14 protein-coding genes are annotated in these 15,737 nt (G+C 62.8%); 10 read left to right on the forward strand and 4 right to left on the reverse strand.

Features of this window, described 5'->3' with window-relative positions:
- Positions 1-42 precede the first annotated feature (42 nt).
- Positions 43-654 carry a hypothetical protein gene (locus C1720_RS11115; RefSeq protein ID WP_102284243.1) on the forward strand — a complete coding sequence of 204 codons (612 nt, stop codon included), beginning with the start codon at positions 43-45 and terminating at the stop codon, positions 652-654.
- A gap of 889 nt (positions 655-1,543) precedes the next feature.
- Here the strand turns inward: C1720_RS11115 and C1720_RS11120 are convergent.
- Together C1720_RS11120 and glnA are read right to left on the reverse strand one after the other, a co-directional pair.
- A complete protein-coding gene (locus C1720_RS11120) occupies positions 1,544-2,071 on the reverse strand; it encodes a hypothetical protein (RefSeq protein ID WP_233199952.1) in 528 nt (175 codons plus the stop codon).
- Positions 2,072-2,285: 214 nt separating this feature from the next.
- Positions 2,286-3,701 (reverse strand): type I glutamate--ammonia ligase, encoded by a 1,416-nt coding sequence (glnA, locus tag C1720_RS11125; protein WP_102284244.1) that lies wholly within the window; start codon positions 3,699-3,701, stop codon positions 2,286-2,288.
- Between the two features lie 524 nt (positions 3,702-4,225).
- Between glnA and C1720_RS11140 the strand changes: the two genes are divergently transcribed.
- From C1720_RS11140 to C1720_RS11185, 9 genes are all read left to right on the forward strand, one after another.
- Positions 4,226-4,876, forward strand: coding sequence for a mechanosensitive ion channel family protein (locus C1720_RS11140; protein ID WP_102284247.1), 651 nt, complete (start codon positions 4,226-4,228; stop codon positions 4,874-4,876).
- A gap of 231 nt (positions 4,877-5,107) precedes the next feature.
- On the forward strand, positions 5,108-6,103 hold the full coding sequence (locus tag C1720_RS11145) for a C2 family cysteine protease (protein ID WP_102284248.1): 996 nt from the start codon (positions 5,108-5,110) through the stop codon (positions 6,101-6,103).
- A gap of 118 nt (positions 6,104-6,221) precedes the next feature.
- Positions 6,222-6,638: a hypothetical protein gene (locus C1720_RS11150; RefSeq protein ID WP_146007004.1), complete on the forward strand. Its 417-nt coding sequence runs from the start codon at positions 6,222-6,224 to the stop codon at positions 6,636-6,638.
- A gap of 129 nt (positions 6,639-6,767) precedes the next feature.
- On the forward strand, positions 6,768-7,751 hold the full coding sequence (locus tag C1720_RS11155; RefSeq protein WP_439650759.1) for an alpha/beta hydrolase: 984 nt from the start codon (positions 6,768-6,770) through the stop codon (positions 7,749-7,751).
- 651 nt (positions 7,752-8,402) lie between these two features.
- Positions 8,403-9,344, forward strand: coding sequence for an ABC transporter permease (locus C1720_RS11165; RefSeq protein ID WP_102284251.1), 942 nt, complete (start codon positions 8,403-8,405; stop codon positions 9,342-9,344).
- 4 nt (positions 9,345-9,348) lie between these two features.
- Positions 9,349-10,146: an ABC transporter ATP-binding protein gene (locus C1720_RS11170; protein WP_102284252.1), complete on the forward strand. Its 798-nt coding sequence runs from the start codon at positions 9,349-9,351 to the stop codon at positions 10,144-10,146.
- 336 nt (positions 10,147-10,482) lie between these two features.
- A complete protein-coding gene (locus C1720_RS11175; protein WP_050714297.1) occupies positions 10,483-11,289 on the forward strand; it encodes a thiazole synthase in 807 nt (268 codons plus the stop codon).
- A gap of 270 nt (positions 11,290-11,559) precedes the next feature.
- The gene (locus tag C1720_RS11180; protein WP_102284253.1) at positions 11,560-13,107 is read left to right on the forward strand and encodes a 2-isopropylmalate synthase; all 1,548 of its coding nucleotides are present in this window, start codon (positions 11,560-11,562) and stop codon (positions 13,105-13,107) included.
- A 162-nt stretch (positions 13,108-13,269) separates the two neighbouring features.
- Positions 13,270-13,485: a hypothetical protein gene (locus C1720_RS11185; protein ID WP_050714295.1), complete on the forward strand. Its 216-nt coding sequence runs from the start codon at positions 13,270-13,272 to the stop codon at positions 13,483-13,485.
- Between the two features lie 54 nt (positions 13,486-13,539).
- Here the strand turns inward: C1720_RS11185 and C1720_RS11190 are convergent, their stop codons facing one another.
- Positions 13,540-14,085 carry a DJ-1 family glyoxalase III gene (locus C1720_RS11190; RefSeq protein ID WP_102284254.1) on the reverse strand — a complete coding sequence of 182 codons (546 nt, stop codon included), beginning with the start codon at positions 14,083-14,085 and terminating at the stop codon, positions 13,540-13,542.
- A 501-nt stretch (positions 14,086-14,586) separates the two neighbouring features.
- Positions 14,587-15,675, reverse strand: coding sequence for a sulfate/molybdate ABC transporter ATP-binding protein (locus tag C1720_RS11195; RefSeq protein WP_102284255.1), 1,089 nt, complete (start codon positions 15,673-15,675; stop codon positions 14,587-14,589).
- Positions 15,676-15,737: the final 62 nt, after the last annotated feature.

Consider the following 15,737-nt stretch of genomic DNA (forward strand, 5'->3'; position numbering starts at 1 on the left):
TGGTCAGGGAAGTGACGGAAGGAAACGCATAGGAAGAAGGGTTTGTTCATTTACAGCGGCCGGAGGCAACGGAGAGCAAAGCGCGAAGGTCCGTGGGCAGCGTCGGGTGTTTATAAGACGCAGGCCACGCCCCCTCCGCCGCCCGCGCCTGCTCCCGCCGCACAAACGCCTGCTCCCGAACCCGCGCCCAGCCCGGCGCCTGAAGACGCAGCCACGCCAGACACACCTGCACCTGACGACAGCGCCGCACCTTCGCCAGCAAACGGCGAAACCGCCAGCCAAGCCGCCGACGAAGAGCAGGCCCCTGCGCCTGCCGTCGAAACGCCTGCCGCTACGGCTCATGCTCAGCCGGCTGCCCGCCTTGAGCGCCGCAAAACCCTGCCGCCAGGCAACCGCCGGGCAGCCGCGCCCAAGCCTGCCACGGCGCCCGCGCACGCCGCCGCCCCTCTGCCTGAGCCGCCGCCTGCGGCAGCTCCCACACCCGTTGCGCCGCCCCCGCCCACCCCCGCACAAGCCTGCGCAGGCCGTCAGTTCCTGGCCCGCTCCCTCTGCCTGCAACAGGAATGCAGCAAGCCGGGCATGGGCCGGCACGCCGTCTGCGTACAGATGCGCGAACGCGAACGCGCGCTCCAGCAAGGCAGCGGCGGCGCGTGATGCGTCTCACCACATGAAAAAGGGCTGTCTGAAAGCAGCCCTTTTCTTTTCCAGCCGTCCCGCTATCCAGCGCAGCCAGACCATCACGCGCGCAGGCATGGCGAAGCGCCAGACGCATTCAATGGCTTATTCTCGGCTCGAATTTCGCTCCTCTATTTATAGCTATACGTCCTAGTCAAATGGGCGCGAGCGCCTTTTTGGTATCCCCAAATTCGCTCCTCTTTTGTGATTGCCCATCCAGCTGCCGCAGCAGCTTTGCCAGACCCGCCGCGCAGTCCTGCCTTCTTTTCCTGATTTCTTCCTCTCCATACAGCACAGGAGAAGCACCATAAAAATAAAACGGGTCTGTCTATATAGCGCATTTGGGTTAATAAGCAGCTTGTTCCAGGTTCTTGCATAGCTCATGCACGCGAAAATGCGCTTTATTATCGGCGCGATAATCCTGTTCAGGCGCGCTAGCCGTTATGCTGGCCATGAAGTTATCCCCCTTTGAATTGCCGCCCCGTTGCCATATAAAAACCGTTAGAAAACGCGCAATCAAAATACTGCCTCAGAATGGCGGGGATGCTATGCAATATAAAGATTGGAGCCAATGCTGTTAATCCGCCTTGCTTGTTGCCTCCTTCATGCCGCGCCTTCTGCTCTCTAGCTGGCAAGTGCTTTTACGGCAGCCATCCGGGCAGTTTCTTCCACTCTGGAAGCGCTCTTGCTCCGTGATGACTTCGCCAGCCGCCGATTGAATGCACCCGGGCGCTTTCTTTCTCTGGCTTGCAAACTGCGATATTCGTCCGGGGAGGACGCCGCACAACAGGCGAAAGGGCATGAAAAAACGCCCTTCGAATCTGATGATTCTCCGGGCGTTTGCCAAGGGCGTTTCAATGAGCCGGCATCACGAGCCTTTCTGGAAGCGCGCCAATTCGCGGCGTATGCCTTCGATGTCGCTCTTGTTGCGGTCAATGGCGTCTTTCATCTTGCTGACGCGGTCGTTATAGAAGGCGGGGTTGCGCATTTCAATCGCATTCTTTTCTGGCTGGCCATTGTTGTATTCGCGCTCCAGCTGGGCCTGCACGCTCTCGGCGCGTTGCAGCTCGTTTTCAAGAATGGCGCGCGCATCGGCATCGCGCGCGCGCTGGGCAGGCGAATCATTGCGGGGAGCGGCGGATGCGCTGCCGCCGCCACTGCTGCTGCCGCCACCGCCGCTGGCGCGCGGGGCGGCATTGCCGGGGGCGCGATAGCCGCTGATGACTGTTACGTTGCCGCCTTCGATCAGCTTGCAGTCCTTGCGCTTGTCCACCTTGCCGTTGGTGTACTCATTGCCGCAGCGGTAGATGCGGTCTTGCGCGGCAGCTGGCGCTGCGGCCATGGCGGCGCAGGCCAGAGCGGCAAGAAAACAGGCAGATGCAATGGGTTGTTTCATGGGTGCGGCCTTCATCTCGAATGAGGGAATTCACAAAGTATCGTTGATACAGCCTGTTTCAACAAGCCGGAAATTTGTAAAAGGGAAAGGACGGCGCGGGCCGTCCTTGGCGCTGCCCTTTCCCTGCGCGGCTGGGGCGCAGCCGGAGCGCGCCAGAACCCGCTCAGGGCCTGGCCGCGCTTTTCGTGCCCTTGAACGGACCTTGAACAGGTTTTCAGAGCGAGAAATACATGTCGTATTCCACAGGATTGACTTGCACGCGCACGCGATTGACTTCAAGCATTTTCAGCTCGATGAAGGCATCGAGCATGCTGTTGGTGAAAACGCCGCCCTTGGTGAGGAAGGCGCGGTCGGCATCCAGCGCCTGAAGCGCCTGGTCAAGGCTGTGGCACACGGTGGGCACCAGGCGGTCTTCTTCAGGCGGCAGGTGGTAGAGGTCTTTGGTGGCGGCTTCGCCGGGGTGGATTTTGTTTTCGATGCCGTCCAGCCCCGCCATCAGCAAAGCGGCAAAGCACAGGTAGGGGTTGGCCATGGGGTCGGGGAAACGCGCTTCCACACGGCGCGCCTTGTCGCTGCTGACGTGCGGGATGCGGATGGCGGCGGAGCGGTTGCGGCCCGAGTAGGCCAGCTTCACGGGCGCTTCAAAGTGCGGCACCAGGCGCTTGTAGCTGTTGGTGGTGGGGTTGGTGATGGCGTTGAGCGCACGCGCGTGCTGGATGATGCCGCCGATGTAGTAGAGCGCATCGTCTGACAGGCCCGCGTAGCCGTTGCCCGCAAACAGGTTGCGCCCGCCTTTCCAGATGGACTGGTGCACGTGCATGCCGCTGCCGTTGTCGCCGTGGTAGGGCTTGGGCATGAAGGTGGCGGTTTTGCCATAGGCGCTGGCCACGTTCCAGATGACGTATTTCATGCGCTGCGTCCAGTCGGCGCGCTCGACCAGCGTGCTGAAGCGGGTGCCGATTTCCATTTGCCCCGCGCCGCCCACTTCGTGGTGGAACACTTCCACGGGGATGCCCAGCTCTTCGAGAATCAGCACCATTTGCGCGCGCATGTCTTGCGCGCCGTCCACGGGCGGCACGGGAAAGTAGCCGCCCTTGACGCAGGGGCGATGGCCGAAGTTGCCGCCTTCCATGTCAGTGCCGCTGTTCCATGGCGCCTGGTAGGAGTCCACTTTGTAGAAAGTGTGGTTCGGCTCGGCGCTCCAGCGCACGTCGTCAAACACGAAAAACTCCGGCTCGGGGCCGAAATAGGCCGTGTCGCCCACGCCGCTGGCTTTCAGGTACGCCTCGGCGCGGCGGGCGATGGAGCGCGGGTCGCGGTCATAAGCCTTGCAGTCATCAGGCTCCAGCACGTCGCAGGTGAGCACGAGCGTGGGTTCTTCAAAGAAGGGGTCGATGAAGGCGGTGGCCGGATCGGGCATGAGCAGCATGTCAGACGCTTCGATGCCCTTCCAGCCCGCGATGGAAGAGCCGTCAAAGGCATGTCCATCGCTGAATTTGTCTTCATCAAAGGCCGAAACGGGCACGCTGGTGTGGTGCTCTTTGCCCAGCGTGTCGGTGAAGCGCAAATCAACGAACTTGCATTCGTTTTCGCTCACCAGCTTCATGACATCGGCGACGGTTTTTGTCATTCAGAAATCTCCTGCGAAAGTGGGATAGGCGGCGCAGCAGGCCGCAGAAACGCACGCACGGCCCAGCGCACCATCAAGCGCCCCATTGTGCCGTGCGCCTGCACGGCTGGCCGTGGCAGGCTTTGTAAAACGCATGACGCGCTTTCAGCGTGCGCCAGAAAAACCGCTCGCGATCCGCGCAGCTCCACCAAGCTGCCGCAGCGCTTGAAGATCACAAGCGTCATCGCACAAAACTTATACGCCCAGCAACATGGCAAGGCCGGGGGTCATTCAGAGGTTGTCCTTAGCCAGTGGCGAGCGCTACCCTGGGACTACCACAGGTCTGCAAATACCTTTGCCCGCTGGCGTCAGCGCGGCGTGTGGGATGTGCTGCTGGCGCTGCTGCGCCAGCAAGCGCGCGCCAAGGCGGGCAGGCGGGCCAGGCTACGCTGCGCACCGTTTTTTGCGCCGCAGCCTGACAATCCGCCGCCTGGCAGAAAAAGCCGCCGCGCGCCGCGTTGGCGAATACCTCATCGACACAAGCAATGACCCACCTCTGGAATGAATACCTCGCCACCTTGCCCGCTTCGCTGCGGGAGTGGATGCGGGGCCTGCTGCCGCTGCTGCAAATTCTGCTGATCGCCATTGGCGCCGTGCTGCTTCAAAGGCTGCTGCGGCGCGTGACGAACCGCGTGGCCGAGCGCTACCGCCTGCCCGCCGAATTCAACTTCATCACCCGCCGCCTGCTCACTTTCGTGGTGTATGGCAGCGCCTGGCTGCTGGCGCTGGAGCGCCTGGGCGTATCGGGCGCGGTGCTCTGGAGCGCCTTCACTGGCTTTGCCGCCGTGGCCGCCGTGGCCTTTTTTGCCGCGTGGAGCGTGCTGTCCAACATTTTTTGTTCGCTGCTGATATTCACCACCGGCATATTCAGGCTGAATGACCGCATCGAAGTGCTTGAAAACGGCGAAAAATCCGGCCTCAAAGGCCGCGTGATAGACATCAACCTGATCTACACCACGCTCGAGGAAAGCGGCAATGGCCGCGAAGGCACCGTGCTGAAAGTGCCCAACAGCCTGCTATTTCAGCGCGCCCTGCGCCAATGGCGCGCCGGCTCGCAGCAAGTGGCTGTGCCTGCGCGGCCTTATCACGAAACACCGCCCGAAGAGCCGCCGCAAGAGCCAGCAAAAATGAATTGAACGGTTGATTGAAGTGGCGCCCGTTCCAGTGATATAAAATATTACATACATTTCAAATTACATATAGACCCGCGTATGGGCGCAAAACATTGACACCAATCAAGAAAATGCATAGTTACCCCTGAATAGTTACCCTTATGGACGGCTGTTACCTAGGGGTTCGCACCAGCTAGGCACAAGCGCATGGCGGCTGTATAAACAAGACTCCATTTTTCTTGAAAGGAGATCGTCATGGCTGTTTCAGTTAATTTGTCCGGCATTTCTGCCGCGATGTTTGCCCAGAAAGATGCTGCCAGCCGCATCAATCCAATCATTGGTGATTGCGCCAAACTGCCGCCGGATTTTTGTCCGATGAGGCGGCAATTTGATGATAAGAACCTTTATAACGGAAAATTATTCTCCCCAGGGAGCGAGGGCACTCCCCGGGCGGTAGATATCCAGCAAGATTCGATTGGTGATTGCTATTTTTTGAGCGCCATCGGTTCCATTGCCGAAAAAAATCCCCAGGCCATCAAGGATTCAATATCCTACGATCCCGCTACCAAGTCATTTACTGTCAGAATGTACAAAAAGGAGCTTGTCGGCTTCCATGTGGAAACAAAAGAGGTGTACATCAATGTGACGCAGGCAGAACTGAACTACAACCTGAGCCGCAAGGGTGGCAGCACGATTGACAACAGTGTCTGCAAGAATGGAGCCGCATGGCCCATGGTACTGGAGACGGCCTATGCCAAAATGAATGACAGCAATCCTGCGGATGGACTGAAGGAAGGCTTCGACAAAATTGGAGAAGGCGGCTGGCCTGGCGACGCAATGTTTACTGTTACAGGAAAAGAGTCCCATACGGTGTCGTTTTCCAGCGGTTTTGGATCAATTCTTGATGGCTATCCAAAATTGCAGCAGGAAGCCGTTTACCAGAAGGTGTCGGGAGCGCTTGCTGAAGGCAAGCCTGTGACCCTGAGCGTTCATGGCGAGTCGCTTCTTGATCAGATCATGGGCAAGAAAGATAATTTAGCCGATAATCATGCCTATATGGTAACAGGCATCCGAAAGGATGCCAATGGCGAAATCATGGTAACGGTTCGCAATCCCTGGGCCAATAATAATGATGGCGAAGGAATCGACTCTTCCAACGCGGAAATTGAGGTCAAGCTGAGCGACCTCCATGCCAGCGGAACCACGTCGTCGCTTCCTGGCGAACACTGGGGATTCGAAATTGGGGGTTGAATAGGTTGGCGCTTCAGCCCATATTTATGTCCAGGATATTATGAAAATCATTGGCAGATGTTCATGCGGCTCCATTGGCTTTGGGGCCGTTTTTTTTCTTTTCTTGTGGAGCGTAGCCATGCTGACCTCTCATGCCGCTGAAAATTTTCTGTCATCATTTCCTGCGCCAGCCTATTCCAGCCCGGCCTCTGAAGACCTGCCTCAAGCCCGTGCGCTGAAGCAGCATGTGCGCGACTTCGTTTCAAGCCAATATCATGTCAGTTCGGAATATCCGCCGCGCTTTTTCAAAGTAGCGGCGGATGCGACTCCCGACATGATCAGAAAAAACTTTTCCAATTGGGTGATCGAACATGGCAGCAAATCGTTGCCCTTTGATGGGCCGGAATTGTTCGATCATGATTTGAATATTCTTGCCTTGTTCGAGAGCGGATTCATGTGGAACAGAAAGATATTCGGCATCGCCATGTCGGAAACGCATCCAGGGCAGATGGAAGATGCTTTGGTAATCTATTTTGTTCTGGAGCCGGCAAGCTGATGGCCGCGTTCCGCTTTCCGTTCAGCAGCTTGCATGTGAAGCGGACAAAATGCCCTTCAAAACCCAATGAAGCGCAGGGTCGCGCGCGCTCCGGAAAACGATTTTTTTGACGAGCATGAAAATCATCGGATGACCGCCACGCCATCCGCGATTTCAGAAACCGTGCTGCCCCGTCAACTTACCCCTGCCATGCGCGCCCTGCTGGAACGCATGGGCCGTGCAGGCCGCCCGCCCCTCGAAAGCCTGCCGCCTGCACAGGCGCGCGCCTTTTATGAGCGCAATGCGGGCGTGCTGGACATTGCCCCCGCGCCCCTGCCGCGCGTGCAGGATGTGCGCATCCCGGCCCGGGACGGCGCCGCTTTGCACGCACGCCTGTACGCACCCCGCCCGGCTGAAGAAGGGCCGCCGCTGCCCGCCCTGCTGTATCTGCATGGCGGCGGCTTCACGCTGGGCAGCGTGGCCACGCATGAGAGCCTGTGCCGCGCGCTGGCTGCGCAAAGCGGCGTGGCCGTGCTTGCGCTGGACTATCGCCTGGCGCCCGAGCATCGCTTTCCCACCGCCGTGCATGACGCGTGGGACGCGCTGCGCTGGCTGGCCGCTGAAGGCGCGGCCCTGGGGCTGGATGCTTCGCGCCTGGCTGTGGGGGGCGATTCGGCGGGCGGCACGCTGGCGGCGGTGGCGGCCATCCATGCACGCGATGAGGGCCTGCCGCTGGCGCTGCAACTGCTGATCTACCCCGGCACAACGGCGCATCAAGACACCGAATCACACCAGCGCCTGCGCCACGCGCCGCCGCTGACCGAAGCGGCCATTTCCTGGCTATTTGGCAACTACATCGCCCCGCACGAACGCACCGACTGGCGCTTTGCCCCCCTGCTGCATGACGACGTGGCAGGCGTGGCGCCCGCCTGGCTGGCCCTGGCCGAATGCGATCCGCTGGTCGATGAAGGCCTGGCCTACGCCGACAAACTGCGCATGGCGGGTGTGCCCGTGCAGCTGGAGCTGTACCGGGGCATGGTGCACGGCTTCATCCAGTTTGGCCGCGTCATTACCGAGGCGCTGACGGCCCAGAAAGACGCCGCTGCCGCGCTGGTGCAGGCGCTGCTGGTTTGAGGGGGCTGTTTACCGTCTGCCCGTGGGCGCAAAAAGCGTGGATTCGGGCGGTCTGCGGCGTGTTGCCAATCCTCGCTGTGCTGCGCCATTGGGCCGTAAAGCCCGTTTAACCCTCACGGTCAGATTGCAAGCAGGTTCTGAAAAGAAGGGCCAGGCGCAAGCTGGAGACAGGCAGGTATTTTGCTCCTATATCACTAGCATAGGGTCCTAGTGGAAACTGCGCGAAGCTTCATTTTCACACTCTTCGATTTGCTCCTTTTTCTGATGTTATCTGCCGGGCAACAGGCGGCTTCTGCGTCGAGCCGGCGGCCTGTGGCCTGCAATGGCCGTGTTTGAAACGGGCAGGGTGAAGCTGGGGCGGATGAGGCGTGTGGGTCCCGTGACGCAGCCTTCCACCCGGCCTGCGCTTCTGGCTTGTGCTTGCGCGCCCACGGATGGATTGCAAACAGGCCCTGATTTCTGCGGCCCCTCTCGCACGCCGCGCGGGCATGCCGCGCCCTAAAATCCGCGCCGTTTTTGTTTGCCGCGCGCGCCGCCAGCCTTTGCCGCTGGCGTTTTTCATGGCGCGGCGCTTTTTCATGCTTTTGCCCACGAGTTTTGCCATGCCCCATTCACTGACCGGCGCCGCGCCGCTGCCGAGGTAAGGCCGCCATGTCGCTGTTTTCTTTCATGGGGGCGCTGGAGATGGGCTTCATCTTCGCGCTGGTGGCGCTGGGGGTGCTGCTCTCGTTTCGCATTCTGGACTTTCCCGATCTCACGGCCGATGGCAGCTTTCCGCTGGGCGGGGCAACGGCGGCGGTGCTCATCGTGGCGGGCTGGAACCCGGGGCCGGCCTGCCTGGCGGCGGCGGCGGCGGGCGCGGCGGCGGGGCTGCTGACGGCCTGGCTTTACGTGCGGCTGGGCATCATGCAGCTGCTCGCTTCCATCCTGACGATGATTGCGCTGTATTCGGTGAATCTGCGCATCATGGGCGCGCCCAATCTGTCGTTGCTGGGCGAGCCTTCGGTTTTCTCGCCCTTTCTCACCGATGACAACGCCATGTGGGCCAGGCCGCTGGCGCTGGGGCTGGTGGTGCTGGCGGTCAAGCTGGGGCTGGACGGGTTTTTTGCCTCGCAAACGGGGCTGGCGCTGCGGGCCACGGGGGCCAATCCGCGCATGGCGCGCGCGCAGGGCGTGCCCACGGGGCGGCTCACGCTGGGGGGCATGGCGCTGTCCAACGCGCTGATTGCGCTGGGCGGCGCGCTGTATGTGCAAGTGCAGGGCGGGGCCGACGTTTCCATGGGCGTGGGCACCATCGTCATTGGCCTGGCGGCGGTGATCATTGGCGAGACGCTGCTGCCCGCGCGCCTGATCTGGGTGGTGACGCTGGCCACGGCGCTGGGCGCGCTGGCGTACCGCCTGTTCATCGCGCTGGCGCTGGAGGCCGATTTCATCGGCCTGCAAGCGCAAGACCTGAACCTGGTGACGGCCACGCTGGTGGCCGTGGCGCTGGTGCTGCCCAAGATCAAGGCGCGGCTGTGGCCGCGCCGCGCCGCGCCTGCTTCGCCGCCCGTATCGTCACCAGCCACCCGCGCAACGCAAGCAAAGGGCTGACGCCATGCTCCAAGCCAAGGCATTGCACAAAACCTTCAACCCCGGCACGGTGATCGAAAACCACGCGCTGCGGGGCCTGAGCCTGACCATTGACGAGGGCGAATTCATCACCGTCATCGGCAGCAACGGCGCGGGCAAATCCACTTTTCTGAACGCCATCAGCGGCGACTTGAAGGTGGACGAAGGCCAAATCATCATCGACGGCCAGGACGTCACCCGCAAAACCGCCTGGCAGCGCGCCGCGCAAGTGGCCCGCGTGTTCCAGGACCCCATGGCCGGCACTTGCGAGAGCCTGAGCATCGAAGAAAACCTGGCGCTGGCCTGGCAGCGCGGCCAGCGCCGCCACTTGCTGCGCCGCGCCGTGCGCGCCAGCCAGCGCGCGCTGTTTCGCGAAAAACTCGCCACGCTCGGCCTGGGGCTGGAAGCGCGCCTGACCGACCGCATGGGCCTGCTGTCTGGCGGGCAGCGGCAGGCCGTGAGCCTGCTGATGGCCTCGCTCCAGCCCTCGCGCCTGCTGCTGCTGGACGAGCACACCGCCGCGCTCGATCCCAAAACCGCCACCTTCGTGCTGCGGCTGACCGACCAGATCGTGCAAAGCCAGGGCCTGACGGCGCTCATGGTCACCCACTCCATGCGCCAGGCGCTGGACCACGGCACGCGCACCGTCATGCTGCATCAGGGGCAGGTGGTGCTGGACGTTCGCGGCGCCGAGCGCGCCGCGCTGGACGTGCCCGATTTGCTCGCCATGTTCAGCCGCGTGCGCGGCGAAGCGGTGGACGACGACAAGCTGCTGCTGGGCTGAAAGGCTTGCGGAAAAAGGCCGCCTTCAGAGCCATTTTTGTTCTCTTTTCTTGCTCCTTGATTGATAGCGTGAGGTCCTGGTGAAAAGGGCGCAAGCGCCGTTTCAAAGCCCTTGAATTTGCTCCTGTTTTAGTTAAAGACAGCCCTCGCGCTGGCGAACAAGGCGCGCGCTTTTGTGAATGAAGGCGCAACGCGTGGAGATGAACGCCCCCGCTTGCGACGGCGGCAATTGCGGCTGCGGAAAATCAGGCGCCGCAAATTGCCCGACGCCGCGCTTTTCGCGCCTGCGGGCCGATTGCAAACAGGTTTTCTCCATCAGCAACGCAAAAAACACACCATGCAGACACCGCAAGACCTCTGGCGCGTGGGCGACATCGCCTTCAGCAGCCGCTTTCTTCTGGGCACCGCCCGCTACCCGTCCCCTGCCGTGCTGCGCGAAGCCATGCGCGCCGCAGGCAGCCAGATCGTCACCGTGGGCCTGAAGCGCCAGACGGCGGCCAGCGGCAGCGACAACGGCTTTATCGACATGGTGCGCCAGGCCCTGCGCGAAACCGGCGCGCGTCTGCTGCCCAACACCGCCGGCTGCGCCAGCGCGCGCGAAGCCGTGCAGCTGGCCCACATGGCGCGCGAGCTGTACGGCACGCCGTGGATCAAGCTGGAAGTCATCGGCGACGACTACACCCTCCAGCCCGACCCGCAGGAGCTGGTGCGCGCCGCCGCCGAACTCGTGCGCGAAGGCTTCACCGTCTTTCCCTACTGCACGGACGATCTGGTGACCTGCCGCCGCCTGCTGGATGCGGGCTGCCCGCTGCTCATGCCCTGGGGCGCGCCCATCGGCTCCGGCCAGGGCCTCACAAACCCCTTTGCCCTGCGCCTGCTGCGCGAGCGCCTGCCTGAGGCCACGCTCATCATCGACGCGGGCATTGGCGCGCCCAGCCACGCCGCGCAAGCCATGGAAATGGGCTTTGACGCCGTGCTGCTCAACAGCGCCATCAGCTACTCGCCCGACCCGGTGCGCATGGCAGGCGCCTTCCGCCAGGCCATCGAGGCGGGCCGCGCCGCGTACCGGGCGGGCATCATGGCCAAGCAAGATTTCGCCGTGCCCAGCACACCTGTCACGGGCAGCCCGTTTCTGATTGGCTGAAGCCGCCGGGCATGTGCAAGCCAGGCCAGGCAAGCCGGGATAAGCGCTGTGCTACATTCCGCCGCCATGTTCCACAGCGCCCTTTGCCTGCTACTAGCGCCCCGCGCGGGCGGCGGCATGGGCGCGCGCCTGGGAAGCTGACGGCAGCTTTTCCACGGCGCATCCTTTTTTCCCATTTCCGCAAAACGGCCCGCATGCATTCGCAGCGGGCCGTTTTTTTGTCTGGCGGATGCGTTTTTCCAACTTTCGGCATCTACAAGGAGAAAACCCATGACCGAGCAACTCATCATTTTTGACACCACCTTGCGCGATGGCGAGCAATCGCCCGGCGCGAGCATGACGCGCGATGAAAAACTGCGCATCGCCCGCCAGCTGGAGCGCCTGCGCGTGGACGTGATCGAGGCCGGCTTTGCCGCCGCCAGCGAAGGCGACTTTGAATGCGTCAAGGCCATTGCCGAAGCGGTGAAAGACTCCACCGTCTGCTCGCTCTCGCGCGCCAACGAGCGCGACATCACCCGCGCGGCCGAGGCGCTCAAGGGTGCTGCGCGCGGGCGCATTCACACCTTCATCGCCACCAGCGCGCTGCACATGGAGAAAAAACTGCGCATGACGCCCGGGCAAGTGCTCGAGCAGGCCCGCCAGTCGGTGCGGCTGGCGCGCAGCCTGTGCGCCGACGTGGAATTCAGCCCCGAAGACGGCTACCGCAGCGACCCGGACTTTCTTTGCCGCGTGATTGAAGCGGCCATTGCCGAAGGCGCCCGCACCATCAACGTGCCCGACACCGTGGGCTACGCCATACCGGAACTGTTTGGCCAGTTCATCCGCAACCTGCGCGAGCGCGTGCCCAACAGCGACCAGGCCATCTGGAGCGTGCACTGCCACAACGACCTGGGCATGGCCGTGGCCAACAGCCTGGCGGGCGTGAAGATAGGCGGCGCGCGGCAAGTGGAATGCACCATCAACGGCCTGGGCGAGCGCGCCGGCAACTGCGCGCTGGAAGAAGTGGTGATGGCGCTGCGCACGCGGCGCGACTACTTCGGCCTGCAAGTGGACATCGACGCCAGCCAGATCGTGGCCGCCAGCAAGATGGTCAGCCAGACCACCGGCTTTGTCGTGCAGCCCAACAAGGCCGTGGTGGGCGCCAACGCCTTCGCCCACGCCAGCGGCATACACCAGGACGGCGTGATGAAAGCGCGCGACACCTACGAAATCATGCGCGCCGAAGACGTGGGCTGGACGGCCAACAAGATCGTGCTCGGCAAGCTCAGCGGCCGCAACGCCTTCAAGCAGCGCCTGGACGAGCTGGGCGTGCACTTTGGCAGCGAAAGCGACATCAACATGGCTTTCTCCAAATTCAAGGAACTGGCCGACCGCAAGAGCGAAATCTTCGACGAGGACATCCTCGCGCTGGTCAGCGACGAAAGCGTCACGCCCGGCAAGGAAGCCTACGGCCTGGTCTCCCTGGCCCAGCGCAGCGAAACCGGCGAGCGCCCCAGCGCCAGCATCGTCTTCACCGAAAACGGCCAGGAGCGCCGCGCCAGCGCCGAAGGCAACGGCCCCGTGGACGCCACCTTCAAAGCCATCGAATCGCAAGTGGGCAGCGGCGCGGAACTGCTGCTTTTTTCCATCAACGCCATCACCAGCGGCTCCACCGAAAGCCAGGGCGAAGTCACCGTGCGCCTGCAACACGCGGGCCGCGTGGTCAATGGCGTGGGCGCCGATCCGGACATCGTCATCGCCGCCGCCAAGGCCTACCTGAGCGCCTTGAGCCGCCTGCGCGGCAAATCCGAAAAGGTGAAGGCGCAAGACTGGATCTGAACGGCCGCCCCGGTTCGCCAGGCTCCCGCCGCCAGAGCCGGAAACGGGGCCGCGAGCCAGAAAAAGGAACGCGCAGCCCGGATAATCCGCCGCGCGCTTTCCTATCCTGCTATCTGTTTTTTTCCCCCCTTTTTCCAATCCGCAAGCGAAAGGCACTGGTCCATGCGAACTGAAATCTGGCTGGCCCTGGGCATCATCATCGGCGCGCTCGTCGGCTGGGCGCATGGCCGCGCTGAAGGCGAGCTGGTCATCGGCATTTTCTTTGGCGTCCTCGCAGGCGCCATGGCGGGCCTGTTCCTGCGCATGGCGCTGCCGCCCAAATACAAGAAAAAGCCGCAGGCGGACGAGCCGCCTGCCGAAGAGCGCAAACCGCGCTGATTTCTTCAAAGGCCGGGCTTTGCCGGCCTTTTTCATGGGCCAAACCGCGCGCGGTCAGTGCGCCAGCAGCAGCTGCCCGGCCACCTCGTCGCGTTTGCCTTTGCCAGCCAGCTGCTCCACCAGCGCCAGAGCGAAGTCCAGCGTCAGGCCGGGGCCTCGGCCCGTGGTGACAAGGCCATCGACAACCACGGCGCTGCCCGCCTGCAGGCGCGCGCCAGTCAGGCGGTCTTCAAAACCGGGGTAGCAAGTGGCGCTCTTGCCTTGCAGCAGGCCGATGCCGCCCAACAGTGCAGGAGAGGCGCAAATGGCCGCCACCTTGCCGCCTTGCTGCGCAAAAGCCAGCAGCCGCTGCTTCAGGCCGTCATGCTCGGCGTACTTCACGGTGCCGCCAGGCACCACGAGCATTTGCGCGGCGCTGAAATCGGCCATTTCAAACAGAACGTCGGCCTGCACCGTGACCTGATGGCCGCCTGTCACCTGCCGCTCGCCCGTGAGCGAGACGGTCTGCACGTCCAGTTGCGCGCGGCGCAGCACATCAACCGTGGCCAGGGCCTCGATTTCTTCAAAGCCAGTGGTGAGAAAAACGAAAACGTGTGCCATTGAAGCTCTCCTTTGGGTGGTGGAAAAAAGGAACGGGTCCACAGAGTCTGCGGATTGTCAGCCGCAGCTTTGCGGAAAGGTTTTTTGCGGCGGGACTGGCGATGCCTCCAAAGACCATTTCCGCGCGCAACAGCCAGCGGACGGGAATATGCCAGGCGGCACCCTCTGGAGAAGGCACTGGCGTGACCGACTCGGAAACTGCCAGCGAGCGCGGTTTGGCACGAACGGGCCGCGAGTAGAAGATGCAACCCTGCACTCGACTACCGCAGCGCCAGCACACCCGCGCTGGCTGGGCTGCTACAAGGAGAGCGTCAGAAACAGGAGCAAATTTGCGGGGCAGAAATGCCGTTCAGCGCTGATTCCACTAGGACATCCCGCTATGAATAGATGAGCAAAAAAGCCACTGCTGCTTCTCCCCGCGCTCCTTATTCCGGCCCGCTTTCTCACACCCGCGCTGCCGCGTCTGCGGCCAAATCGGGAGCTGGCGCCCGGAACAGACTCTCAAATCATGGCCGCCGGATCGTCGGCCATGTTGACGAACACGCGCGCGCGGCGGGGGCTGATGCGCACGGCGTCGCCTTCTTTCAGGCCCAGCGCCTGCCATTCGGCGACGGGCAGGTGCGCTTCCAGAATCTGGCCGCGCGGCTCCAGGGCGCTGAGTTCGAGCCGGGCCAGGGGGCCGATGACGAGGGCGCGGTCCAGGCGCGCGGGCAGGCCGCTGGCGCCGGGCGCGTCGGCGCTGACGGCCAGGTCGGCGGGGCGCACGAAGGCCAGGGCTTCGGCGTCGGCGGCGTGGGGCGCGTCGGGCGCGGCCAGTTGCCAGTCGCCCACTTGCATCTGGCCGCCGCTGGCGCGGCCATGAAAGAGGTTCACGTCGCCCAGAAAGCCGTAGACGAAGGGGCTGGCGGGGTGCTCCCACACTTCTTGCGGCGTGCCTTGCTGTTCGATGCGGCCTTTGTTCATGACGACGACGCGGTCGGCCACTTCGAGCGCTTCTTCCTGGTCGTGCGTGACGAAGATGCTGGTGACGTTCAGCTCTTCGTGCAGGCGGCGCAGCCAGCGGCGCAGTTCCTTGCGCACCTTGGCATCGAGCGCGCCAAAGGGTTCGTCCAGCAGCAGCACTTTGGGGGCGACGGCCAGCGCGCGCGCCAGGGCAATGCGCTGGCGCTGCCCGCCCGAGAGCTGCGAGGGGTAGCGGCCCGCCAGCCAGTCCAGCTGCACCATTTGCAGCAGCTCATGCACGCGCGCCTTGATGTGCGCTTCATCCGGGCGCTCTTTGCGGGGCTTGACGCGCAGGCCGAAGGCCACGTTGTCAAACACGGTCATGTGCCGGAACAGCGCGTAGTGCTGGAAGACAAAGCCCACGCCGCGCTGGCGCACATGGACATCGGTCGTGTCCTGGCCGCCAAAGAGGATTTGCCCCGTGTCGGCGCTTTCCAGCCCGGCAATGATGCGCAGCAGCGTGGTTTTGCCGCAGCCCGAAGGCCCCAGCAGCGCCACCAGTTCGCCGCTGCCGATGTTCAGGCTGACATCGCTCAGGGCCTGGAAGTTGCCGAATTGCTTGCTGATGTGCTGAATGTCGATGCTCATGGGTGTTTCGGATGTGTGTCTGCCAGCGGCCATGAAGCCGGTTTTTTTGCTCCCGGTTTCAT

Origin of the sequence: Ottowia massiliensis (genome assembly GCF_900240305.1) — a bacterium.
GTDB lineage: Bacteria > Pseudomonadota > Gammaproteobacteria > Burkholderiales > Burkholderiaceae_C > Ottowia > Ottowia massiliensis.